This window comes from Parahoeflea alexandrii (assembly GCF_027214025.1).
GTDB lineage: Bacteria > Pseudomonadota > Alphaproteobacteria > Rhizobiales > Rhizobiaceae > Hoeflea > Hoeflea alexandrii_A.
Genome location: NZ_JAPWHB010000002.1, coordinates 859,377 through 882,161, shown reverse-complemented (window position 1 = coordinate 882,161; position 22,785 = coordinate 859,377). Strand labels below are relative to the sequence as shown.

Below are 22,785 nucleotides of genomic sequence, written 5' to 3'. Positions count from 1 at the left end.
CGATGCATAAGAGCAGACTTTCAGCCATCGTCATCGATTGCCACACCGACCATATCGAACACGCAGCCAGTTTCTGGTCGCAACTGCTGGGCCAGCCCTCGCATATCGATGACGGCAAGCGCGCCACGATCATGGCGGCCGACAAGGGAGTATCCCTGATCATCGAAGCGGTGAGCGACGAAGCCCGCATCCACTTCGATATCGAGACCGACGACCTTGCCGCCGAGATCCATCGCATCGAGCAACTCGGTGGTCGCAAGATCAGCGTGGTGGATCATTCAGTGATCATGGAGGCGCCGACCGGACACCGATTCCGCCTGACCGGTCCGCATTCGCACATACTGCCATCGAGCGGGAATGTCTGGGGAGACGAGTAATGCTGTACCGCGAATCTGGCCAGTACAAGACCAGTTACATTTCCGACCAGTCGATCTTTCCGATCCGCGAAGACCGGATCGGGATCGCCATCATCGGGCTGATCGCGCTGGCGATTCCGTTCGTGGCGAGCGACTTCTTTCTCAACGCGATCATGACGCCGTTCCTGATCCTGGCGCTGGCGGCGATCGGGCTGAACATCCTGACCGGTTATGCAGGGCAGCTGTCACTCGGGACCGGCGCGTTCATGGGCGTCGGCGCTTACAGCTGCTACAAGCTGACAACGATCTTTCCGGATGTGAACATTATCATCCTTGTGCTGCTATCGGGAATTTTCTCGGCTGGTATCGGCGTGATCTTCGGATTGCCATCGCTCAGGATCAAGGGGCTCTACCTGGCGGTGACGACGCTTGCCGCGCAGTTCTTCCTCGAGTGGTGCTTCATCCGCATTCCGTGGCTTTACAACTACAATTCCTCCGGCGCGATCGAGGTGCCGGAACGGCGCGGGTTCGGCGACATCATCCTGACCGGGCCGTCGGCGTCGGCGATGACGCAGTATTTCGCGGTGCTCGGCATCGTCGTGGTGGTGACGCTGGCGGTGAAGAACATCGTGCGCGGCCGCATCGGCCGGCAGTGGATGATGATCCGCGACATGGACATCGCGGCCGAGCTGATGGGTGTGCGGCCGCTGACGGCCAAGCTCTCGGCATTCGCCGTTTCGTCCTACCTGTGCGGTGTCGCCGGAGCGATGTTCATCTTTTTCTATCTCGGGGCTGCCGAACCTTCGGCGTTTTCAATCACGCTGTCGTTCCAGATCCTGTTCATGGTGATCCTGGGCGGACTGGGCAGCCTGGTCGGCTCCTATTTCGGTGCGGCCTTTATCTGGGGGCTGCCGATCATGTTGCGCGCGGTGCTGCCGGCGATGGGCATCGATATCGGCGCCGAGACCGTGTTTCACATTGCGACCATGGTGGTGGGCGCACTGATCATCTTCTTTCTCATTGTCGAACCGCACGGGCTGGCAAGGCTCTGGTCGCTCGGCAAGGAGAAATTGCGGGTCTGGCCGTTTCCATACGGCTGACCAACTTGGTGCTTTCCGGGGTTCCTGAGGAGGTGCTCCGGGGAGGTTCCATAAGCGACATTGTCCGGGCATGGGACCCGTCCGGACCGTTATGTCGGGAGGAACAGGGTCCCCGGACTGGTGCGGTTTTCGCGCCTAATGGGAGGAATACAATGCGACTGAAACGTCTGATTGCCGGAACCATCCTGGCCGGCACATTGGCGGGTGCGGCTTTGCCGGCTTTCGCCGACGAGCTGTTTGTACCGCTGTTCAGCTACCGGACCGGCCCCTATGCCGGCTCGGGCATCCCGATCGCCAACGGCATGCATGACTATCTCACCATGCTCAACGAGCGCGATGGCGGCATCAACGGTGTCAAAATCCGGATCGAGGAATGCGAAACCGGCTACGACACCCAGAAGGGCGTGGAGTGCTACGAGCAGGTCAAGGGCGATGGTGCTCTGGTCATCAGCCCCTATTCGACCGGCATCACGCTGCAGGTGATCCCGAAGGCATCAGTCGACAAGATCCCGGTTCTGTCGATGGCATATGGCCTTTCGGCCGCCGCCGAAGGAAATACGTTCCCCTGGGTGTTCAACCCGCCGGACACGTACTGGGATGGCGCGTCGGCCATCATCACCGATATTACCCGCCGTGAGGGTGGCGCCGAGGCGATGAAGGGCAAGAAGATCGGCTACATCTTCCTTGACGCCGGTTACGGACGCGAAGCGATCCCGCTCCTGGAACAACTGTCCAAGGACATGGGCTTCGAATTGCTGCAGTACCCGGTTCCCGGCAAGGAAATGCAGAACCAGGCATCGCAATGGCTCAACATCCGCCGCGACAAGCCGGACTACATGGTGATGTGGGGCTGGGGTGCGATGAACCCGACCGCGGTCAAGGAAGCCACCAAGATCCGCTATCCGATGGACAAGTTCTACGGTGTGTGGTGGTCGGGCGGCAACGATGACGCGGCAGCCGGCGGCGAAGCCGCCAAGGGCTACCGTACGCTCAACTTCCACGGCGTCGGTGCGGATTATCCGTTCATCGCCGACATCAAGAAGTACGTCATTGATGCCGGCAAGAGCCAGGTGGACCCGGCGAAATTTGCCGACAACCTCTATAACCGCGGCGTCTACAACTCGATGCTGATTGTCGAGGGCATCCGCCGGGCCCAGGAACTGGCGGGCAAGACGGTGATTGATGCCACCGACATGCGCGTCGGCCTTGAGAACCTCGACATTACCGAAGAGCGGCTCAAGGAAATGGGCATGGAAGGCTTCGCGCTTCCCATGAAACTGTCCTGTGAAGACCATTCCGGTCACCACAAGGTCTATGTGGTCGAGTGGGACGGCAAGGACTGGCAGAAGTCCGGCGACTGGTTCTCTCCGGACGTCGACATGGTCAAGCCGCTGTTGAAGAAGGCAGCCGAGGAATATGTCGCCAGCAATGCGCCATGGCCGGAGCGGACTGAAGCCTGCGCCAACTGATTGGCAAAATGAAACTCTGCCGCGTGGAACCCAGTTCCGCGCGGCAGGCAACTGCCCTGACTTTTATTCCCGACCGGAGAGGGTCCATGTCGATGTCCACTTCCGTATCAACCGATGCGTCCGCACAGCCAAACATCCTGGCGGTGAACAATATCGAAGTGATCTATGATCACGTGATCCTAGTGCTCAAGGGCGTGTCGCTGGTTGTGCCGGAAGGCGGGATCGTGGCGCTGCTGGGCGCCAACGGGGCGGGCAAGTCCACGACATTGAAAGCGATCTCCAACCTGCTGCGCTCCGAGCGTGGCGAGGTGACCAAGGGATCGATCGAATTCGAAGGCAAGCGCGTCGAGGCGCAGACAGCCAATGAGCTGGTGCGGCGCGGTTGCATACAGGTGATGGAAGGCCGGCATTGCTTCGGGCATCTGACCGTCGAGGAAAACCTGCTCACCGGCGCTTTCACGCGGCGCGACGGCAATGCGGCGATCAAGCGCGACATCGAGATGGTGTATAACTATTTCCCGCGATTGCGAGAGCGCAAAAGCAGCCAGGCCGGCTACACTTCCGGTGGCGAGCAGCAGATGACGGCGATTGGCCGGGCGCTGATGAGCCGGCCGAAAATGATCCTGCTCGACGAGCCGTCGATGGGGCTGGCGCCGCAATTGCAGGAAGAGATCTTCGAGATCGTCCGCCAGCTCAATCAGGAGCAGGGCGTGTCCTTCCTGCTGGCCGAGCAGAACACCAACATCGCGCTTCGCTACGCCACTTACGGCTACATTCTCGAATCCGGCCGCATCGTCATGGATGGCGTGGCCAAGGACCTGCGCGAGAACGAGGATGTCAAGGAATTTTATCTCGGCGTCGGCGGCGAGGGGCGACGGTCGTTCAAGAACGTCAAGCATTACAAGCGGCGCAAGCGCTGGCTGGCCTGATCGGGTGCAACCCTCTCTGCGTGCGGCAACGAATTACTGCAGTGACGATGTCATCAAGGTACTTGCGGATCAATACGGAAGACGATAAAATAAACGAATGTTCATTTAATTGTGTGAGCCATGGCGCGACGGGCGGGATCATCGGGGGCTGAAACAGCGGAGAAGCTGCGCAACGCAGCTCTCGAACTGTTCGCACGCTCGGGCTATGCTGCGGTGTCGATGCGGGAAATCGCGGCTGAAACTGGCGTGCAGGCAGGCGCCATCTACAATCATTTTCCGACCAAGCAGGACCTGCTCAACGAGTTGCTGCAGGTTCACATGGAAACGCTGCTCAATGCCTGGTCTGAGGCCGAAGAGCCCGGCCTGGCGCCGCCGCAGGCGCTCGAGCACTTTGTCCGGTTTCACATCCGCTACCACCTTGCTAAATCGCGCGAGGTTTTCATCTCCTACATGGAGCTGCGCAATCTCGAGGCCGAGAATTTCAGCGCCATCGAGGCGCTGAGGCGCAGATACGAGAGCGTTCCGCGGGCTATCCTCGATCGGGGTGCCGCGGATGGAACATTTGACATCATGGATCCGCAGGTCAGCACGATGGCGATCATCGCCATGCTCAACGGCATGACCACCTGGTACCGCGAGAACGGACGGCTGTCGCTCGACGAGATCGAAGCGCTGTATGTCCGCCTGGTGGCGCGCCTGGTGGGGCAGAAGAAGGAAGATTGAAGTGTTTACAGCAAGCATGAATTTCGGGCTGGGCGACGATATCGATGCGCTCAGGAACATGGTTTCCCGTTTTGCCGCCGACCGCATCGCGCCGGTTGCCGAGCAGACCGACCGCGACAACCAGTTTCCCATGCATCTGTGGCGGGAGATGGGGGCGCTCGGCCTGCTCGGCATGACGGCCGATCCCGATTTCGGCGGCACCGGAATGACCTATCTCGCCCATGTGGTGGCGATGGAAGAGATCAGCCGCGCCTCGGCCTCGATCGGCCTGTCCTATGGCGCCCATTCCAATCTCTGCGTCAACCAAATCAACCGCTGGGGCACCGCTGAGCAGAAGCAGAAATACCTGCCGAAGCTCTGCTCGGGAGAGAATGTCGGCGCGCTGGCGATGAGCGAGCCGGGCTCGGGCTCGGACGTGGTGTCGATGAAGCTCAGGGCCGAGAAGCGCAACGACCGCTACGTGCTCAACGGCAACAAGATGTGGATCACCAACGGGCCGGACGCCAACACGCTGGTGGTCTATGCCAAGACCGATCCTGAAGCCAAATCACGCGGCATCACCGCCTTCCTGATCGAGAAGGGCATGGCCGGTTTCTCGACCGCGCAGAAGCTCGACAAGCTCGGCATGCGCGGCTCCAACACCTGCGAGCTGGTGTTCGAGAACTGCGAAGTGCCGTTCGACAACGTGCTCGGCGAGGAAGGCCAGGGTGTGAAGATCCTGATGTCCGGGCTCGATTACGAGCGCCTGGTGCTGGCCGGCGGACCGCTCGGCATCATGGCCGCCGCCATGGACGTGGTGGTGCCCTACTGCCACGAGCGCAAGCAGTTCGGCGAACCGATCGGCAATTTCCAGCTGATGCAGGGCAAGCTTGCCGACATGTACACGACGATGAACGCCTGCCGGGCCTATGTCTACGCGGTGGCGCAGGCCGCCGACCGCGGTGAGACCACCCGCAAGGACGCCGCCGGCTGCATTCTCTACGCGGCCGAGAAGGCGACGCAGGTGGCGCTGGAAGCGATCCAGGCGCTGGGCGGCAACGGCTATATCAACGACTACCCGACCGGCCGGCTTTTGCGCGACGCCAAACTCTACGAGATCGGGGCGGGAACGTCGGAAGTGCGCCGCATGCTGATCGGGCGCGAAATGATGGCGGAAACGGCGTGAGCGTCCTAACGTCAAAGATCTCCACCGGCTCGCAGGCCTTCAAGGACAATGCCGCGCGCATGCAGGCCCAGATCGCCGAGACGGCGGCGGTGGCCGCGCTGCACGGGCAGGGCGGGCCGGAGGCTTCGCGCGAGCGCCATGTTGGGCGCGGCAAGCTGTTGCCGCGCGACCGGGTCGCGACGCTGCTCGATCCGGATTCGCCGTTTCTGGAGATCGGGCGCTTCGCCGCCCATGATCTCTACGGCGGTGACATCGCCTCGGCCGGGATGATCGCGGGCGTCGGTCGGGTCAGGGGCCGCGACGTGATGGTGGTGTGCAACGACGCCACGGTGAAGGGCGGCACATACTATCCGCTGACGGTGAAGAAGCATCTCAGGGCTCAGGAGATCGCGCTCGAGAACAACCTGCCCTGCGTCTACCTGGTGGATTCGGGCGGCGCCAACCTGCCCAACCAGGACGAGGTGTTTCCCGACCGCGACCATTTCGGCCGGATCTTCTTCAACCAGGCCAATATGAGCGCCAAGGGCATCGCTCAGATCGCCGTGGTGATGGGATCGTGCACGGCGGGCGGCGCCTATGTGCCGGCGATGAGCGACGAGACCATCATCGTGCGCGACCAGGGCACGATCTTTCTCGCCGGCCCGCCGCTGGTCAAGGCCGCCACCGGCGAGGTGGTGAGCGCCGAGGATTTGGGCGGCGGCGACGTGCACACGCGGCTGTCGGGCGTGGCCGATCACCTGGCCGACAATGACGCGCATGCGCTGGAACTGGCGCGCCAGGCGGTCGCAAATCTCAATGGCCGGGGCCGGGCAGGACTCAGTCAGATGGATTTCCTGACGCCGGAAGATCCGCTTTACGATCCGGCGGAGATCGCCGGCATCATTCCCGCCGACACGCGCCAGCCCTACGATATCCGCGAGGTGATTGCCCGCATCGTCGACGGCTCGCGCTTTGACGAGTTCAAGGCGCGTTATGGCACCACCATCGTCTGCGGTTTCGCCCATGTGATGGGCATGCCGGTCGGCATCGTCGCCAACAATGGCGTGCTGTTTTCCGAAAGCGCGGTGAAGGCCGCGCATTTCGTCGAGCTGTGCTCGCAGCGCAAGGTGCCTCTCGTCTTCCTGCAAAACATCACCGGCTTCATGGTCGGGCAGAAATACGAGGCCGGCGGCATCGCCAAGGACGGCGCCAAGATGGTGACGGCTGTGGCGACAACGCAGGTGCCGAAGATCACCATGATCGTCGGCGGCTCGTTCGGCGCGGGCAATTACGGCATGTGCGGCCGGGCCTATTCGCCCCGCTTCCTGTGGACCTGGCCCAACAGCCGGATCTCGGTGATGGGCGGCGAACAGGCGGCGGGAGTGCTCGCCACGGTCAGGCGCGACGCGATCGAGCGCAAGGGCGGGAGCTGGTCTTCAGAAGACGAGGCGGAGTTCAAGCGTCCGACCATCGAGATGTTCGAGCGGCAGTCGCATCCGCTCTATGCCTCGGCGCGGCTGTGGGACGACGGCATCATCAATCCGCTGAAATCCCGCGAGATCCTGGCCTTGAGCCTGTCGGCGGCGCTCAACGCGCCGGTGGAGGACACGAAATTCGGCGTGTTCAGGATGTGATGGATATGTTGAACCCTAGAAATGCTTTAATTGATAATTCTACATTGAGCGGAGTCGAAAGGCTTCTTGGTGTCTCAAAAGTAGTTAACCTTTCAAATATCGATCATGATATTTGTTGTTACGAAAAACTTGTTTCTTCAATATTATTGTATGATGACATAAAAATGTTTGATGACTATAAAAAACATTATAGCGATAGAAGAAAGGATGTTTTTAAATATATTTCTGTAATAGATAAAACAGATATTGATCATAATTTGCTCAAAGAGCGTTCTGCTGAATATGCTCAGAGTCAGTTATTTGAATTGTCTGGATCAGTCCCTGTTGGAAAAACCTTAAAATTCTTTGAGCAATTGTTTTTAAAGCCTCAATTGAGGTGGAATATTTTTGTATCAAGCGAATATTTGACTTTGTCATATCTTGTGTCTGAAAAATCAGAAGAAAACTACGTTAATACATTCGCTGCTTCACTCGGTAACGAGTACACTGATTCGCAAAGGACTGTTAATGGTGAGTCTTCAGGCGCTCTTATTAGGCGAGACGAACAAGAGGCTGTTGATGTTGAGGAATTTATTGAGAGAATAAGGTCAAAAAATCCGAATTATAGCGGATTGGGTAGTAAAGATACTCTAATGAAGCTTGTCTTTGCATATGGATGGCTAGCTGAGAGATCATTTTTTTATGAGGCTGTTGGACGTGCGAGCAATTGCAACCCAATTGTGTCGCCGCTTCGAGATGCATTTGCATTGGCGTCAACCGGATTGGAGCCAATTCAGTGGGACGAAAATTTTGTGAATATTGCCAGCAAATCTGCTGTCTCGTTAGTTAAGGAAATCAATAATGCAGTCGATTCCACTGCAATTGTTTTTACCTTGCCGTTTTTTACGGCCTGGATAATGGCTCGAGCCCAAAATCCTTCTGAAGGTTTAGATATGGCTCTTCAGCTTAAAAGCGAGAAAGAATTTCGAGAGGCTCGGGATTTGCTTTCAAATTTGTCAGTTTTACCACTAAAGGAAAAACGGGCAGAAATTGTAAAAGTGAATAAGGCTCTGCAGGCGGTATTGGACGAAATTAGGAAAAAATACGTATACTCCGGAAATTCAGGCAGTTTTTTGTCTTTTTCTGTCGGTTTGTCTGGGCCGTCTTTAGATTTCGACATAATTCCACAATCGTTGAAAAGAATATTGAAATTCGGTGCTAATCCGGTTTCCCGAATGTACAGGTCTATGGTCGCTGACATCCAAAATGTTGAGCGACTAGGTGCGCTTCACGACAAGATGACGATAGAAGTTCGTAAGGGCAAAAGCGCGGTCTATGGAGGCGCCCCAACAACTCCATTCTTTATGAAAAATAAAACGAATGAATATGGTGGCCCTATTGGCTAGAGAGCTCAAACTATGACCATCACCAAAATCCTCATCGCCAACAGGGGCGAGATTGCCTGCCGGATCATCCGCACCGCGCGGAAAATGGGCATTGCCACGGTGGCGGTCTACTCCGAGGCCGACGCAAACGCGCTGCATGTGGAGATGGCGGACGAGGCGGTGCTGATCGGCAGCGCCGCGGCGTCGGAGAGCTATCTCAAGGTTGACGCGATCCTCGAGGCCGCCAAACGCACCGGCGCGGACGCGATCCATCCCGGCTACGGCTTCCTGTCGGAGAACCCGGACTTCGTTGAGCGTGTCGAGAAGGCCGGGCTGATCTTCATCGGGCCGTCGGCAAAGGCGATCCGGGCGATGGGGCTGAAGGATGCGGCGAAGGCGCTCATGGAAAAGGCCAAGGTGCCGGTGGTGCCGGGTTATCACGGCGAGGCGCAGGACCTGGTGGTGCTCGCGGGCAAGGCCAACGAGATCGGCTTTCCGGTGCTGATCAAGGCGCGGGCCGGCGGCGGCGGCAAGGGCATGCGCAAGGTCGACCGGCAGGAGGATTTTCCCGCTGCCTTGTCCTCGGCGCGGCGCGAGGCCAAGGCCTCGTTCGGCGATGACCGGGTGCTGGTGGAGAAATATGTCGCCACGCCGCGGCATATCGAAATCCAGGTGTTCGGCGACCGGCACGGCAATGTGGTGCATCTGTTCGAGCGCGACTGCTCGGCGCAGCGGCGGCACCAGAAGGTGATCGAGGAGGCGCCTGCGCCGGATATGCCCGAGGACATGCGCGCGGCGATGGGCGCCGCCGCGGTGCAGGCCGCCAGGGCTATCGACTATGCCGGCGCCGGAACCGTCGAGTTCATCGTCGACGCCAGCGAAGGGCTTTCGGCCGACAGGTTCTGGTTCATGGAGATGAACACGCGGCTGCAGGTCGAGCATCCGGTCACCGAGCTGATCACCGGGCTGGACCTGGTCGAATGGCAGATCCGGGTGGCGGCGGGCGAGACGCTGCCGATGGCGCAGGACGAGCTCTCGATCAACGGCCATGCGGTGGAAGCGCGGATCTATGCCGAGGATGCGGAAAAGGGCTTTCTGCCCGCCGTCGGACGGCTGATGCATCTCAAGTTTCCCGATGGCGACATCCGGGTCGATGCCGGCGTCCGGGCCGGCGACGAGATCACGCCGTTCTACGATCCGATGATCGCCAAGGTGATTGCGCACGGCAAGACGCGGACTGAAGCGCTGGGCAAACTGGCGGGCGCGCTGGGCCGCACGGAAATTGCCGGCACGGTGACCAACACGGCGTTTCTCGCGCGGCTGTGCCGGGATGCGGATTTTGCGGCGGGGCGGCTCGATACCGGGCTGATCGACCGCAACATAGCAAGCCTGACCGAACGGGCGGAAGCGCCCGAGACAATCGTGGCGCTGGCAGTGCTTGCCGCGTCGGGGATGGTTCCGCCGGAGAGGTCAATTGGCGGTTCGGTCGCGGAGATCGGTCCATTCGAAATCTGGGGATCTCCAATGCGGTCGGTGACGCTTGAGGCCAACGGAGCGGAGCATGGCTTCCGGGTTCAGCGGGAGGGCGCTTCCGCGTGGCGGATTGCCGGGAGCGGTCTCAAATCGGCCGACATGCGGCTGGAGACGGTTGAGCGCAAGCATGATGACTGGGTTTTCCGCGTCCATGGCGTGACGCAGCGATGCCGGCTGGTCCAAAGCGGCACCGAGGTGGCGGTGTTTCACGAAGGCCTGACCCACAGGTTCGGCAAGCCCCAGGGCAGCCGTGCCGACGATCTTGCAGCGGGCGGGGACCAGGTGGTCTCGGCCATGCCCGGGATCATCAAGCAGGTGCTGGTGGCCCAGGGGCAGGAGGTCAAATCCGGCGAGCCGATGGTGATCATGGAAGCCATGAAGATGGAAATGACGCTGTCGGCGCCGCGCGACGGGGTGGTGGCCGAAGTCCTGGTGACAGTCGGCGCGCAGGTGACAGACGGCGTCAGCCTGGTGATGCTCCAGACAGAAGCCGCGGCTGCCTGATCTGTGGGATTTGCGTCCGCCGCGCTGCCGGTGCATCCTCAGGCCGCGCGGCGCCGCATGGCGCAGGCATGATGCTTGAGATTGGAATACCTGGAGCGTCCCTTGTGCGTCCACCTGGACGCATGGCGCCTGAGCGCAGTGGAAATCGGCGGCATCGCGGTTGAAGCCGTGGCAGGAAATCCCAAGTTCAAGCGATGGAAACGCAGCCAGAGGCAGGAACCCTTCATGACCGAAACACCTGAAACCGTACTTGATTTCTGGTTCAACGAACTGACCCCGAAGGACTGGTTCGTCAAGGACGAGGACCTCGACCGGCGAATCTCGGAGCGGTTCTCCGGCCTGCATCTGGCGCTGTCGCGGGCAATTGGCGACGACTGGCGCGCAACGCCCGAGGCGCGGCTGGCGCTGGTCATCGTCTTCGACCAGTTCCCGCGCAACATTTACCGGGGATCGCCGCTGGCCTTTGCCACAGATGGGCTTGCACTCAAGGAAGCAAAGGCGGCCCTGGCGGTGGGGGCCGACAAGAATGTCGACGAGAGCCGCCGGGCGTTCTTCTACATGCCGTTCGAACACTCCGAAGATATCGGCGAGCAGGAACGTTGCGTGGCGCTGTTCGAGGCGCTTGGCAACGAAAACTATCTCGACTACGCCAATCAGCACCACGAGATCATCAAACGCTATGGCCGGTTTCCGCACCGCAATCCAATTCTCGGCCGGGTCTCCACCCCGGAGGAGAAGGCCTATCTTGCCGAGCCTGGCGCCGGATTCTGAGGTCTGCCGGACGGGACGATCCGATCACGGCACCTTCCAACAACAGCGATGCCGACGCTCTCAGCGTTTGAGAAGCGCCGCGAGCCTGCTATGGATGCTGCGGTGATGGCGAAATGGACAGGTTTTAGATGCGTTTTGTTTGGTTGATTGCGACGATCCTTGCGGGCCTCGTGCCGTTCTTGCAGGCCGGTTCCGCCAGTTCGCAAACCGCGGCGCCGACCGAGGCTTCGCAGCCGCAAGCGCCGGCAGCAGCTGGCACCCAGAGCAACGCCGCACCGGCACCTGCAGGGACCGCGGCGCCCGCCGCCCAAACGGCGCCAGCAGAGCCGCTGGCGTCGCCTGCAATCACGGCCGCCGAAGAGGAACTCACATCTGCTGAAACGACCATTACGCGGCTGACCAGCCGGGTTGAGGAAAACGCCGGTAATGACAGTTCGCTGGTGGATCTCAAGCTGGAAGTCGAGGCGCTGGCGCGCAGCATGCTTGATATCGGGGTGTCGCTGCGCCCGAGGCTGACGGAAATCAAGGCGCGGATCGACCAGCTCGGCGCGCCGCCTGCCGAGGGGGAGCCGGCCGAACCCGAGGCCGTGGTCGCCGAACGGACCCGCCTGGCCGCGGAGCGGGCGCAGATCAATGCCTTGACCGGCCGCGCCGAGGCTGTCTCGGTGAGGGCCAGCCAGCTCGGTGACCGGATCACGCAAGCCAGGCGCGAACTCTTCACGACGACATTGTTCAAGCGGACCGAGATCGGGCCAACGATGCTGGCGCAAGCTCTCAGCGCGATGGAGGACGAAGGATCCTATGTGGTCCGCACCTATGGTTCGTGGCTGAAATTCGTCTGGGCCTTCAAATGGCAGGCGCTCCTGGGTTGGGCGTTCTTCTCGCTGCTTGCGGCGCTGGTATTCGTGCCGGGCGCCTACCGGGTGTTCGGCGGACTGATCGACCGTGACCCGGAAGACGAGGACCCGCCCTATACGAGCCGGTTGTCGGTGGCGTTCTGGTCGACGGTGATCCCGAGCATGGCGATGACCGCGCTGGCGGGGACGGTCTATGTGCTGGGGCAGAGTTTCTCGATTCTTCGTGCCGATGTCGCTCCGGTTGTCGCAAGCGTGCTGATGACGCTTGTGGCGATCTTCTTTGTCGGCAAGCTGGCGCGCGGAATACTCGCGCCGAGGATGTCGGCCTGGCGCCTGGTCAATGTGTCCAACAGCGGCGCCCGCATGCTCTACTTCCTGGTCTTGGCGATGGTGATCGTCAACGGCCTGGATTTCGTTGGCGACCAGGTCAGCCAGTCGATGGGATCGCCGGTGGTGCTGACGGTTTTCAAGGGCATCGTGGCGGTGTTCCTGATCGCGTTGATCCTGATCGGCATGGCGCTGGGCAACCCCATGGTCGCGGCATCCGGAGACCTGGCGGATCCGGGGCAGCCATGGCCGCGTCCGGTTTCGGTCGCGCTATTTGCCACCGGCATCGGACTCATGGCCACCGCCTCGCTCGGCTATGTCGGGTTCGCCCGTTTCGCCGCGACCCAGTTCGTGGTGACCGGCGCGATCCTGACGACGATGTATATCGGCTATCTGTCCGGCAAGGCGATTTCCGAGCCCGGAACCTTTGCGCAGACCGCGATCGGGCGGCGTGTCGAGGATCGATTCAAGCTGGGTCACATGGCACTCGACCAGGCCGGACTGGGCGCCGGACTGCTGATCAGCCTGGCCGTGCTGCTGCTCGGGGTGCCGCTGATCCTCCTGCAATGGGGCTTTCAGGTCCAGGATATCGAGCTGTGGTTCTACCGGTTCATGACCGAGATCCGCATTGGCGGCATCACGATTTCCATCGTCGGCATCCTCTTCGGTATCCTGCTGTTCCTGCTGGGGCTTCTGGTCACACGCTGGTTCCAGCGCTGGCTGGATGGCAGCGTGATGGCGCGGGGCCGGATGGATACGGGTGTGCGCAACTCGATCAAGACCGGGGTCGGCTATCTCGGTGTGGCGATCGCCGGCCTGATCGGGGTTTCCGCGGCCGGCATCGATCTTTCGAGCCTCGCCCTGGTCGCTGGTGCGCTCTCGCTCGGTATCGGTTTCGGCCTGCAGAATATCGTCAGCAACTTCGTCTCGGGGCTTATCCTCTTGGTCGAGCGGCCGTTCAAGGTTGGCGACTGGGTGTCGACCAGTTCGACCGAGGGTTTTGTGAAGAAGATTTCCGTCCGCGCCACCGAGATTGAAACGTTCAACCGCCAGTCTATCATCGTTCCCAATTCCGAACTTATCAACTCGCCGGTGGGCAACTGGACCCACCGCAACAAGCTCGGCCGCGTCGATGTACCGATTGGCGTAAGCTATGATGCCGACCCGCGCAGGCTCATCGAACTGTTGATCGAGGTTGCCCAGGGCCATGAACTGGTACTCAACAACCCGGAACCGGTGGTTCACTTCAGCGGATTCGGCGAGTCTTCGCTGGACTTCGTGCTGAAGTGTCATGTTGCCGACGTGCTTACGGGGATAACCGTGCGCACCGAGTTGAGCTTGCGCATCTTCGAGCGGCTGAAGGCCGAAGGTATTGAAATTCCGTTCCCGCAGCGCGATCTCAACGTCAAGTTCGGCGACGAACACGAACCGGTGGCTGTGCTTGCGGAAAAACTGATGGGTGGAATGGGCGGTGCCGGCAGCCCGGTGACTGCCGACGCCACCTCTGGCAAGCCACCCGCGCCCAAGCGTTCGAGAAAAAAGCCGAACCCGAAGATGCGGCCGGATTCGATGGATGATGGCGGCAATTCCGACGGGGGCGACCGTTGACCTTGCATCGTTCAGGCTGCATTCATTTTCGCAATGCAATAAAGCACCCATACCGGGCCAAAGGCGGCTCGAAAGTGTTCCAACAGGGAGCGGCGGAAATCTTCGCCGGACACCGATGAAAACATTCTATCTGGGTATGGCCGTGAGCCTGGCCATGATTGGCGGCGCCTCGGCCGCGAGCATCACCAACAAGGATGCCCAGCCGCAGGTGCTGATCGTGACCGAAGCTGGCGCCAAGATCGAAATGGTGGTCGAGGCCGGAGCCACGGTCAGTTTCTGCCCGACCGGCTGTTTCGTGACCATGCCGTCGGGCGACCGCGAAACCTTTTCCGGCAGTGAAACCATCGACATCGTCAACGGCGCGGCGGTGATCAAGTAGGTTGCAATGCCGGCGGGAACCGGACGCGGATTGGAGCGATTATGCGACCCACCGGCTTCCGGTCCGGTCGAACCAGGCCAGAACGCAACGCCGGGAGCCGGAAACGTGTCGTAACAGCGCTACTGGTCCATGCTGGCGATGTTGCGCAGTTTGGACTGGCTCTTGGGCAAAGCCGCCGCGTATTTGCTGATGGGCGTTTCCGCCGTCAATGCCTTGCCCAGAGCCGCGATCTGCTCGGCCTTTGACTTGATCACCCTGCGTTGCTCGTCTGTCAGTTTGTCGAAGGATTTCGGGCGGTAGTCGACTGCAAGGTCGGGGTAGGCGAGGCTGTCGGGTTGCGGTGTCGTGTCCGAGTAGGATTTTGAGAATTGCTCCAGCATTTCCTCGATCGCCTGGATTTCCACCAGGTATCGTCTCCAGCGATGTTCATCGAGATCGAACTTGTGGTCGATTTCCTGGCCGGCATCCTGGCCGAAATCTGAAAGCAATTTGATTGTTGGGCTTTTCATCTCGAGATTCAGTCCGCCTTCATCTTCTTTCAAATTCACCGTGACGATGCGTTCGCGATAGCCCGGCAAGATGGACTGCAGCGAGTCCTGCCAGTCCTTGGCGCTGTCAAACATGGCCATGACAAAGCCCAACAGGCCCTTGAATTGGTGGGTTGGCAGCAAGCGGCCACTTGCTGCTTCAACTGGCAGGGTGATCCGTCCGGCTTTCGGTTTGCCGGCATCCTCTTTCCTGATGCGCATGGGATGATATTCGGAGAGCGACACACCGAATGTCGGTGTTTGCGGCAGGAATTCATCAAAGAAGTGAACCGGAAAATTGCTCGACAGCCCGCCGTCGGAGAACAGGCAGCGCTTGACCGCCGGATAGACCGCCTGGTTGACCAGCGTGTAGTCAATCCGGTGCAGTGGCACAGCCGAAATCAGCCCGGGAAAACTCAGGCTCATGCGCGCCAGCACGACGACAGGCAATTGATCTGATTGGAAGTAGTGCAGATCACCGGCATCTTTCCCCCATTTTGCGCTCACTTTGGAGGAACGCGAGATCATATGGTCCACCACCTTGCCGGGAAACAGCTTGCGGAATTCGGCTTCGGAGAAAGCGTGGTTGTTGTTTGCAATCGGCAGGATGTAGGGCCGGTGGGTGGTGATGTCCGTGGTGACGGTTTTTACGTTGATCCCCTTTTCCTTGAGGTGCGCAATGGTCAAAGGGCCCTCGCTGTCATCGAGGCCCGCCACGGCATCGATGGTCTGGCTTAGCCAATCGGTGAGGGCCGCGCCTTTGCTGTTGGCCTGTGTGAGGCCCGGGCAGATCCCGTAATCATGTTCGGGCAAGGTCACCGTGACCTGCCGCAGCAAGGCTGCGCCAGCACCTGCAAAAGCGCCCAGAACCGCAAGCAACAGGCCCAGCAGGGTGAAGCCGAGCGAATGGGGGAGAATTCCCAGAGCAATTGCGATCACCATCCCGGGGAGGGCCCATATCAGGGCTTTTCTGCGATAATTACCCAGGAGCGCTGCAACGATCTTGCTCATGCTTTTCGACAAGGCTGCGAGCATGAAATTGAACAGCGGCCGCAATTCGGGAACCGGTTGGAACTTGCCGATCAGATCGGCCGAGAGTTCCTCCGGCAATTCGCCGATCTTCTTGAACCCGCCCTTGTCACGGCCGTATTCGGCGGCGGCAGTCACCACTGCTGCAATCGCGCCGGCAGAGGTGCCGCCGATGTTCTCGAACCGGTACTTTTTGGCGAGTTCGACCACGGCCATCGGGTAGACCACTCCACTGGTGATCCCTCCTTTCATCACCAGATCGCATTTCCGTTGCGGCGCCGTCATGGCATGTCTCCAGTTCAAACCGTTGCAAGTCAGGTCGCGAGTTCTTGCTTGAAAGCGTCGATCCATTGCCGGACCATCGCGCTGTAGGGCTGGTCGGGTTCGGCCATCGCCGCGATTTCGGCGATGATGAGTTCAATGAGGTTGTCGAGCTTGATGGCAGCAGCCCTGACCTTGGCGGTTCGCGAGCGGGCCAGTTGTCGGGATGTCTTGTCGATCTCGGCGATGAGATGGCGAAGGAACTCAAGATGGCGCAGGATCCGCGTGCGCTCCTGCACCAGACCCAGACGGTTCAAGCCGTAGACCTGGATCGACACAGCGCCGCGCACAGCGTTCTTCCGCGCCTGGGCGCCGCTGACGATTGCTCCTGTATTCCCGGTGTCGGGTACGGCCTCGGTGCCGCCTGATAGCGTTTTCGGCAGAACCAGCCCGATCGGGCGGTCGTGATTGATATAGAATTCCAGGTGTTCGGCCGGGTCGTCGCGGCATGGATCAAGCAGATAGGGCGCTTCGCGTTCTATGCTATCGGCTTCGGTGACCGCACGGGTGCCTGCAATGGGAAATGCGGGGCCCTTTCCGGTGCTTCTGGTTGCCATCTCGGCTTCGTGCAAATCGCTGAGGCTGACCCTCGGCGAGGGAATTTCCTGCCGGCGTCTGCGGTTGCAATCGATGCAGCTCGGAAGAAGATTTTCCCAGTTCATCGCCAGCCACCAGTAGCCTGGATGATCATCCTCGCCCTCCACCGCAGCCTTGGGGCGGAAATGCTCGACATCCACCGGCGCCTGGGCCTGGTAATAGCTTTCGCAATAGGCGCACTTGCCATGAAACAGCGCATGCAGCGCCGTCTTGACGCCGTCGTTCTTGTAGACCTTGAACGGGAACGCTTTCTTGCGCAAGGCCGCGTTGGATACGTGACTGCGGGCTTTCTCCAGCTCTTCGCGACCGCGCGAGTCGGGGCCGGTCAAATAGCTCGGGGGATCGATGGTGTTGCGGTCAACCTTGCGCATCATACACGCTCCAGTGCTTCGAGGATGCGCTCCTTGGTTTCCTTGCGCAAACCGGCATAGGCGTTGGCACTCACGTTGCCGCGCTTGATGATGTAATCGCTGACCGCTTCATGGACGATCCGCGAAACCTGGGTGGTGCCGATCGGCAACGCCTCTTCGATCTCGCGGCGGAACTTCCGCAGCATCTGGCCTTCTTCGGAGTTGTCATCAATCTTATCGGTCTTGGCCTTGACCAGGCTGTCGGCGAGTTGCGCCATTGCCTTGCCGCTCACAGGATCATCCGTGTCGAACAGGCTGAAAAGATCGGAGGTCAGCAATTGTTCGATGGTCAATTGCGATACATTCGGGAGCTCTGTCAGGGTTTCGATCACCACAGGCAGTTTCGATCCCAGGGCGCGGCCCGGCAGGCGCTGCAGCACCATGACTTCGCCGTCGTGCATCCCGCGGACGCACAGCGGGTCGTGGGTGGTGACGATGAAGGTCATGTTGGGAAGCGCTTTGCGCAAGCCTTCGATGATGCGGACTTTCCAGCGTGGATGCAGGTGCGCCTCCACCTCGTCGATCATAATGATGCCGTGGGCGTCGTTCAGGGTCTGGAAATTCCACCCGCGCTTGTCATCGAGCAGCCAGCGCATGACGTCACAGGTGAGGGCCAGAATAGTCCGGAAACCGGAGGAGACGCTGGACAAAGGCGTCCTGGACAGTTTTCCATTCGCCAGTTCGACGACGACGAGGCATCGTTTGGCCTTCTTGTCGCGTTCGATAACGTTGAAGTTTTCACCGATGCCGAAGACATGCCGCAGCGATCTGACGACCATGTTGAACTTGTTCTGGCTGATCTGTAGCAGCCATTTTTCCGGATTGGACAGTAGGTTGTCGCTGCGGAACAGGCTGACGATCCCCCGGTGCGGCTCCCATTCGTAGAAATCGTCCAGGTAATGACGATAGGCACCATAGGCGAAGACCGGCATGTTGGCCGGAACAGCGCTCTCTGCCTGAAACCCCTTCGAACTCAGTTTGAAGCTGACGGTTTGGGACTTGCCGGTATCGTCGGCAAAATCGAGTTCGACGCTCGAATGGGTACGCCGGCGTTTCTTCTGATCGCCCAGAAAAGTCGGGTCGAGCAGCAGCCGGCCGGCCTCGACGCCGAGTTTTTCCAGTGCCGCCTCCGAGCTAAGGGCCAGCGTGATGGCTTCGAGGATCGAGCTCTTTCCGGATGCGTTTTCGCCAAGTATCAGCAGCGCCGGGGTTTGTCCCGGTTCCCGGCCGTGCTTGCGGCGGGGCATTTCGAACTCGAGCTTTTCGAGCGATTTGAAAGATTTGAGCCGGACGCTGCTGAGCCGCCAGTCTTGCCTGGTCTGCTTCTTTGCCGCTCGTGCCGTACCGACCTTGCGCGCGGGAGAACGCTTGGTGGCCGGATTTGCGGCGCGGCCGACGGAGTCATTTGCACCGGTTCTTTCCGACTTGATGTAGCCGGCAATCAGTCCCGGAAACTCTGTTTCGAGCTTCCAGGCCTCGGAGGCAAAATAGGAATCCGGTCTGCCGCCAAAAACCGACAGGTCCGGCACGACGCGCTCACGCTCTTTACCGCGTCTGTTGGCGAGGCTCAGCCGGTTAAGGCCAAAATGGGCAATGGTTTCCTCGCCGCGCGGCGAAAGTGGTCTGAGGAACCCGTTGCGGCCCATGATCATGTGGCTTGAGATGTCCTGGTCATTGCAGGGATCGAGCAGGATGTTCCTCTCCGAAATCGACAGCAGCCAGTTGCCATCGTTTCGCTCGGCATAGGCCCTATACTGCGCCGCCGTCGGAGCCTTGCTGCGGCGGCCGTCCACGGGAAAGAAGTTGAGGCGGCGGGGGCGGCATTCCTTGCAGATCGGGTAGAGATTCTGCCAGGCGTCGGCCAGCCAGCCATAGGCCATGAAGGCGAATTCGTCCTTGTCGAGCGGCAGAGCTTCTCTGGTCGGGCGGAAGCGATAGGTCTCCAGTCTGGTCCGCGTTTCGCAAAACGCACAGCGTCCTGAAAACAGCTTCGACAGCGCGTTGTTCAAGTTCGAATCATGGAGCAGGTGTCTGTCCGGGGGGGTGTGCTGGACCCGTTCCTTGTCGGGCAGGCTCAGATATTGAAGGTATGCCATCCGCATTTTCTTGAAATCGTCGTCAGCCAACGACGTGGGCGGTGACACATTGCTGCGGTCGACGTAACGCATGTGGAGCCTCCTCAAAAAGCAACTATACTGCGTTTTCTCGACGTCCAAATGCTCAGGATGTGACCTCACGCTTTATTCACGCGCCACCTGCGGCTGCCGGAAGCTGGCAGCCTCCGCTCCTTGAGGATCAAGCGGCGAAATCACCATCCCCAAATTTGCAAGGTTCTGCCCGTCGTCCTGCATTGTGATTATGTCGTAGACAGGCTCTAGTTTTGATGCGGCAGATTCTAAATTCTGTTCAAAGCGCAATCAGGGCAGATCAAAATGGCAGAGTTTCCGAAGCAGGCGAAGGTCGTGATCATCGGTGTGGGCGGGATTGTCGGCGCCTCCATCGCGCACCATCTGATCGAACGTGGATGGGACGACATTGTCGGCATCGACAAGTCCGGCGTGCCGACCGACATCGGGTCCACGGCGCATGCCTCGGATTTCTGCTACACGACCAGCCACGACTATTTGTCGGTCTGGACGACGCAGTACTCGATCGATTTCTTCGAGAAGATGGGCCACTACGCCCGTATCGGCGGACTGGAAATCGTGCGCGCGGGCGACGAGACCTGGATGGAAGAGATCAAGCGCAAGATATCCTCCGGCAAAGCCTTCGGGACGCGGGCGAGCCTGATCGGTCCGGCTGAGGTGAAGGCAAAGTTCCCGCTGGTCGAGGAAGAAATGGTCGCGGGCGCCCTGTGGGACCCGGACGCAGGCCTTGTCATTCCGCGCTCGCAGACGGTTGCCGGCAAGCTCGTCGATGCGGGCGAAAAGACCGGCAAGCTTAGCGTCTTCGCTAACACACCGGCCCAGTCGCTGATCGTCGAGGGCGGGCGCATCAAGGGCGTCGTCACCCATCGCGGCACCATCATGGCCGACCATGTGGTCATCTGCGCCGGCATCTGGGGGCGGCTGATCGCGGAGATGGTCGGCGAAGACCTGCCGGTGATGCCGGTCGATCACCCGCTGACCTTTTTCGGCCCCTACAACGAGTTCGAAGGCACCGGCAAGGACATCGGCTGGCCGCTGATGCGCGACCAGGGCAATTCGGCCTATATGCGCGACACCGGCGATCCGAAGACCGCCGAGGGCGGCCAGATCGAATGGGGCTATTACGAGACCGACGAGCCGCGGCTGTGCCATCCCCGGGACATCCTGGAAAAGAATGAGGCGCGGCTTTCGCCGTCACAGCGCGATCTCGAGATGGAGCAGATCCTTGAGCCACTGGAGCGGGCCATGGAACTGACCCCGATCCTCGGCGAGCTCGGCTACAATGAGAGCCACTCCTTCAACGGCCTGCTGCAGGTCTCGGCCGCCGGCGGGCCCTCCTGCGGCGAAAGCCAGAAGGTGCGCGGCCTGTGGTACTGCGTCGCCATATGGGTCAAGGACGGTCCGGGTTACGGCAAGCTGATTGCCGACTGGATGACCGACGGGCGCACCGAGATCGACCATAACTCGATCGACTATGCGCGGTTCTACCCGCACCAGATGACCGAGGAATTCATCGAGGGCCGCTGCCGCGAGGCGGCGCAGAAGATCTACTTCCCGGCGATCCATCCGCGCGAGCCCTATGCTTCGGGCCGCGGCGTCAAGCGGTCGCCGTTCTACGAGCGCGAAGTCGAGCTTGGCGGTCATTTCATGGAACTCGGCGGCTGGGAGCGCGCACATGGCTATGCCTCGAACGCGCACCTGCTCGAGAAGTTCGGCGACCGGGTTCCGGTTCGGGCAAACGAGTGGGACAACCGTCATTTCTGGCGGGTGTCGAATGCCGAGCATCTGCAGTTGACCGAAGATTGCGGCATCATCAACCTGTCGCATTTCCACATGGTCGACATCGAGGGACCGGATCACGTCGAGATGCTCGAATGGCTTTGCGCCGCCAAGATCGGCGGCGACAACATGATCGGCAAGGGTATCTACACCCACTTCCTCGACGACGAGGGCATGGTACGGGCCGACTTCACGGTCATCCGCATGGCCGACCGTTGCCGGCTGATCAACGGCGCGGATGCCGGGCCGCGCGACTTCCACTACATGCAGCGTATTGCCCAGGACAAGGGCTACGATGTCACCATCACCGATGTGACAGAGAAGTTCATCACCATCGGCATCTGGGGCCCCAACGCCCGCGAGACGCTGAAGAAGGTGGTCGCCGATCCGGCGGGCCTCGACATCGAGAACTTCCCCTTTGCCGCGATCAAGCCGATCGAGATCGCCGGCAGGACGGTTTCCGCCTTCCGCCTCTCCTATGTCGGCGAGCAGGGCTGGGAGCTGCACATGAAATACGAGGACGGCCTGGCCGTCTGGGACGCGCTGCGGTCGACCGGGGTGATGCCGGTCGGTGTCGAGACCTACGCAAACTCGCGCCGCATGGAAAAGAGCCTGCGGCTGCAGAACGCCGATCTTCTGACCCAGTACAACCTGATCGAAAGCGACCTTGCGCGGCCGAAGGTCAAGGAAGCCGATTTCCGCGGCAAGGAAAAACACCTGGAATACAAGGCGCGCGCCAACCAGCCGGCGATGCTGTGCACGCTGGTGATGACCGAGAATGTCGACGCCAAGGGCGTGGCCCGCTACCCGGTCGGCGTCCTGCCGGTGATGGATCCGGAAACCGGCGAGACGCTTGTCGACGAACTCGGCCGCCGGTCCTACACGACGTCGATCGCCTACGGTCCGACTATCGGCAAAAACATCGCGCTGGCCTATCTGCCCTGGGATTACTGCCAGGTCGGGCGCAAGCTCAATGTCGAGTACTTCAACGAAACCTACCCGGTCGAAGTGGCGGCGGTTGGCTACACGCCGCTTTACGACCCGGAAAACCTCAAGCCGCGGAGCTGATCGTTCGCTTATTGCCGGAATGAATGGCCGTGCTGCTCACCTGGGGCAGCACGGCTTTTTCTTGCGGACGGACCCGTTGTCGCGAGGTTGGTCCCTGCTGCCGCTGCAACACCGGCCTCTGGGAGTTGCGGGCACAGATTGCCCACCATCTGCACCACCGCCAACCGAAAATCCGGTTCAGCCTCGCTTGCTGCCATGATAAGCTGAAC

At 60.3% G+C, this 22,785-nt stretch carries 16 protein-coding genes; 13 read left to right on the top strand and 3 right to left on the bottom strand.

Annotated elements, in window-relative coordinates; genetic code table 11:
* The first annotated feature begins 2 nt into the window (after positions 1-2).
* From O4H62_RS10390 to O4H62_RS10335, 12 genes are all read left to right on the top strand, one after another.
* The gene (locus tag O4H62_RS10390; protein WP_269387511.1) at positions 3-377 is read left to right on the top strand and encodes a VOC family protein; all 375 of its coding nucleotides are present in this window, start codon (positions 3-5) and stop codon (positions 375-377) included.
* Positions 377-1,456, top strand: coding sequence for a branched-chain amino acid ABC transporter permease (locus tag O4H62_RS10385; RefSeq protein ID WP_269387510.1), 1,080 nt, complete (start codon positions 377-379; stop codon positions 1,454-1,456). The genes O4H62_RS10390 and O4H62_RS10385 overlap by 1 nt, the downstream gene beginning before the upstream one ends.
* A 152-nt stretch (positions 1,457-1,608) precedes the next feature.
* On the top strand, positions 1,609-2,925 hold the full coding sequence (locus O4H62_RS10380; RefSeq protein ID WP_269387507.1) for an ABC transporter substrate-binding protein: 1,317 nt from the start codon (positions 1,609-1,611) through the stop codon (positions 2,923-2,925).
* 92 nt (positions 2,926-3,017) lie between these two features.
* A complete protein-coding gene (locus O4H62_RS10375; protein ID WP_269387596.1) occupies positions 3,018-3,854 on the top strand; it encodes an ABC transporter ATP-binding protein in 837 nt (278 codons plus the stop codon).
* A gap of 120 nt (positions 3,855-3,974) precedes the next feature.
* A complete protein-coding gene (locus O4H62_RS10370; RefSeq protein ID WP_269387505.1) occupies positions 3,975-4,577 on the top strand; it encodes a TetR/AcrR family transcriptional regulator in 603 nt (200 codons plus the stop codon).
* Between the two features lie 16 nt (positions 4,578-4,593).
* On the top strand, positions 4,594-5,742 hold the full coding sequence (locus O4H62_RS10365) for an isovaleryl-CoA dehydrogenase (RefSeq protein WP_430538413.1): 1,149 nt from the start codon (positions 4,594-4,596) through the stop codon (positions 5,740-5,742).
* The gene (locus O4H62_RS10360; protein ID WP_269387501.1) at positions 5,739-7,355 is read left to right on the top strand and encodes a carboxyl transferase domain-containing protein; all 1,617 of its coding nucleotides are present in this window, start codon (positions 5,739-5,741) and stop codon (positions 7,353-7,355) included. The genes O4H62_RS10365 and O4H62_RS10360 overlap by 4 nt, the downstream gene beginning before the upstream one ends.
* Positions 7,355-8,740 (top strand): hypothetical protein, encoded by a 1,386-nt coding sequence (locus tag O4H62_RS10355; protein ID WP_269387498.1) that lies wholly within the window; start codon positions 7,355-7,357, stop codon positions 8,738-8,740. The genes O4H62_RS10360 and O4H62_RS10355 overlap by 1 nt, the downstream gene beginning before the upstream one ends.
* Before the next feature lie 12 nt (positions 8,741-8,752).
* Positions 8,753-10,756, top strand: a complete 2,004-nt coding sequence (locus tag O4H62_RS10350) for an acetyl/propionyl/methylcrotonyl-CoA carboxylase subunit alpha (protein WP_269387496.1) — start codon at positions 8,753-8,755, stop codon at positions 10,754-10,756.
* A gap of 225 nt (positions 10,757-10,981) precedes the next feature.
* On the top strand, positions 10,982-11,527 hold the full coding sequence (locus O4H62_RS10345) for a DUF924 family protein (RefSeq protein WP_269387495.1): 546 nt from the start codon (positions 10,982-10,984) through the stop codon (positions 11,525-11,527).
* Between the two features lie 128 nt (positions 11,528-11,655).
* Complete coding sequence (locus tag O4H62_RS10340; RefSeq protein WP_269387493.1) at positions 11,656-14,319, top strand: DUF3772 domain-containing protein; 2,664 nt, start codon at positions 11,656-11,658, stop codon at positions 14,317-14,319.
* 115 nt (positions 14,320-14,434) lie between these two features.
* A complete protein-coding gene (locus O4H62_RS10335; protein WP_269387491.1) occupies positions 14,435-14,698 on the top strand; it encodes a hypothetical protein in 264 nt (87 codons plus the stop codon).
* 119 nt (positions 14,699-14,817) lie between these two features.
* Here O4H62_RS10335 and O4H62_RS10330 read toward each other — a convergent pair whose 3' ends face one another.
* From O4H62_RS10330 to O4H62_RS10320, 3 genes are all read right to left on the bottom strand, one after another.
* Complete coding sequence (locus O4H62_RS10330) at positions 14,818-16,506, bottom strand: patatin-like phospholipase family protein (RefSeq protein ID WP_269387595.1); 1,689 nt, start codon at positions 16,504-16,506, stop codon at positions 14,818-14,820.
* Positions 16,507-16,568: 62 nt separating this feature from the next.
* The gene (locus tag O4H62_RS10325) at positions 16,569-17,546 is read right to left on the bottom strand and encodes a hypothetical protein (protein ID WP_269387489.1); all 978 of its coding nucleotides are present in this window, start codon (positions 17,544-17,546) and stop codon (positions 16,569-16,571) included.
* Positions 17,543-19,750 (bottom strand): AAA family ATPase, encoded by a 2,208-nt coding sequence (locus tag O4H62_RS10320; RefSeq protein WP_269387487.1) that lies wholly within the window; start codon positions 19,748-19,750, stop codon positions 17,543-17,545. Before O4H62_RS10320 ends, O4H62_RS10325 begins: the two co-directional genes overlap by 4 nt.
* A 264-nt stretch (positions 19,751-20,014) precedes the next feature.
* On the opposite strand from O4H62_RS10320, the gene O4H62_RS10315 reads away from it, so the two are divergent.
* Positions 20,015-22,576, top strand: coding sequence for a GcvT family protein (locus O4H62_RS10315; RefSeq protein WP_269387485.1), 2,562 nt, complete (start codon positions 20,015-20,017; stop codon positions 22,574-22,576).
* Positions 22,577-22,785 lie beyond the last annotated feature (209 nt).

Bases quoted from the DNA above. Each gene is read 5' to 3' on its own strand.
- O4H62_RS10390 (WP_269387511.1), top strand. From the start codon at position 3: ATGCATAAGAGCAGACTTTCAGCCATCGTCATCGATTGCCACACCGAC.
- O4H62_RS10385 (WP_269387510.1), top strand. From the start codon at position 377: ATGCTGTACCGCGAATCTGGCCAGTACAAGACCAGTTACATTTCCGAC.
- O4H62_RS10380 (WP_269387507.1), top strand. From the start codon at position 1,609: ATGCGACTGAAACGTCTGATTGCCGGAACCATCCTGGCCGGCACATTG.
- O4H62_RS10375 (WP_269387596.1), top strand. From the start codon at position 3,018: ATGTCCACTTCCGTATCAACCGATGCGTCCGCACAGCCAAACATCCTG.
- O4H62_RS10370 (WP_269387505.1), top strand. From the start codon at position 3,975: ATGGCGCGACGGGCGGGATCATCGGGGGCTGAAACAGCGGAGAAGCTG.
- O4H62_RS10365 (WP_430538413.1), top strand. From the start codon at position 4,594: ATGAATTTCGGGCTGGGCGACGATATCGATGCGCTCAGGAACATGGTT.
- O4H62_RS10355 (WP_269387498.1), top strand. From the start codon at position 7,355: ATGGATATGTTGAACCCTAGAAATGCTTTAATTGATAATTCTACATTG.
- O4H62_RS10350 (WP_269387496.1), top strand. From the start codon at position 8,753: ATGACCATCACCAAAATCCTCATCGCCAACAGGGGCGAGATTGCCTGC.
- O4H62_RS10345 (WP_269387495.1), top strand. From the start codon at position 10,982: ATGACCGAAACACCTGAAACCGTACTTGATTTCTGGTTCAACGAACTG.
- O4H62_RS10340 (WP_269387493.1), top strand. From the start codon at position 11,656: ATGCGTTTTGTTTGGTTGATTGCGACGATCCTTGCGGGCCTCGTGCCG.
- O4H62_RS10335 (WP_269387491.1), top strand. From the start codon at position 14,435: ATGAAAACATTCTATCTGGGTATGGCCGTGAGCCTGGCCATGATTGGC.
- O4H62_RS10330 (WP_269387595.1), bottom strand. From the start codon at position 16,506: ATGAAAGGAGGGATCACCAGTGGAGTGGTCTACCCGATGGCCGTGGTC.
- O4H62_RS10325 (WP_269387489.1), bottom strand. From the start codon at position 17,546: ATGATGCGCAAGGTTGACCGCAACACCATCGATCCCCCGAGCTATTTG.
- O4H62_RS10320 (WP_269387487.1), bottom strand. From the start codon at position 19,750: ATGCGTTACGTCGACCGCAGCAATGTGTCACCGCCCACGTCGTTGGCT.
- O4H62_RS10315 (WP_269387485.1), top strand. From the start codon at position 20,015: ATGGCAGAGTTTCCGAAGCAGGCGAAGGTCGTGATCATCGGTGTGGGC.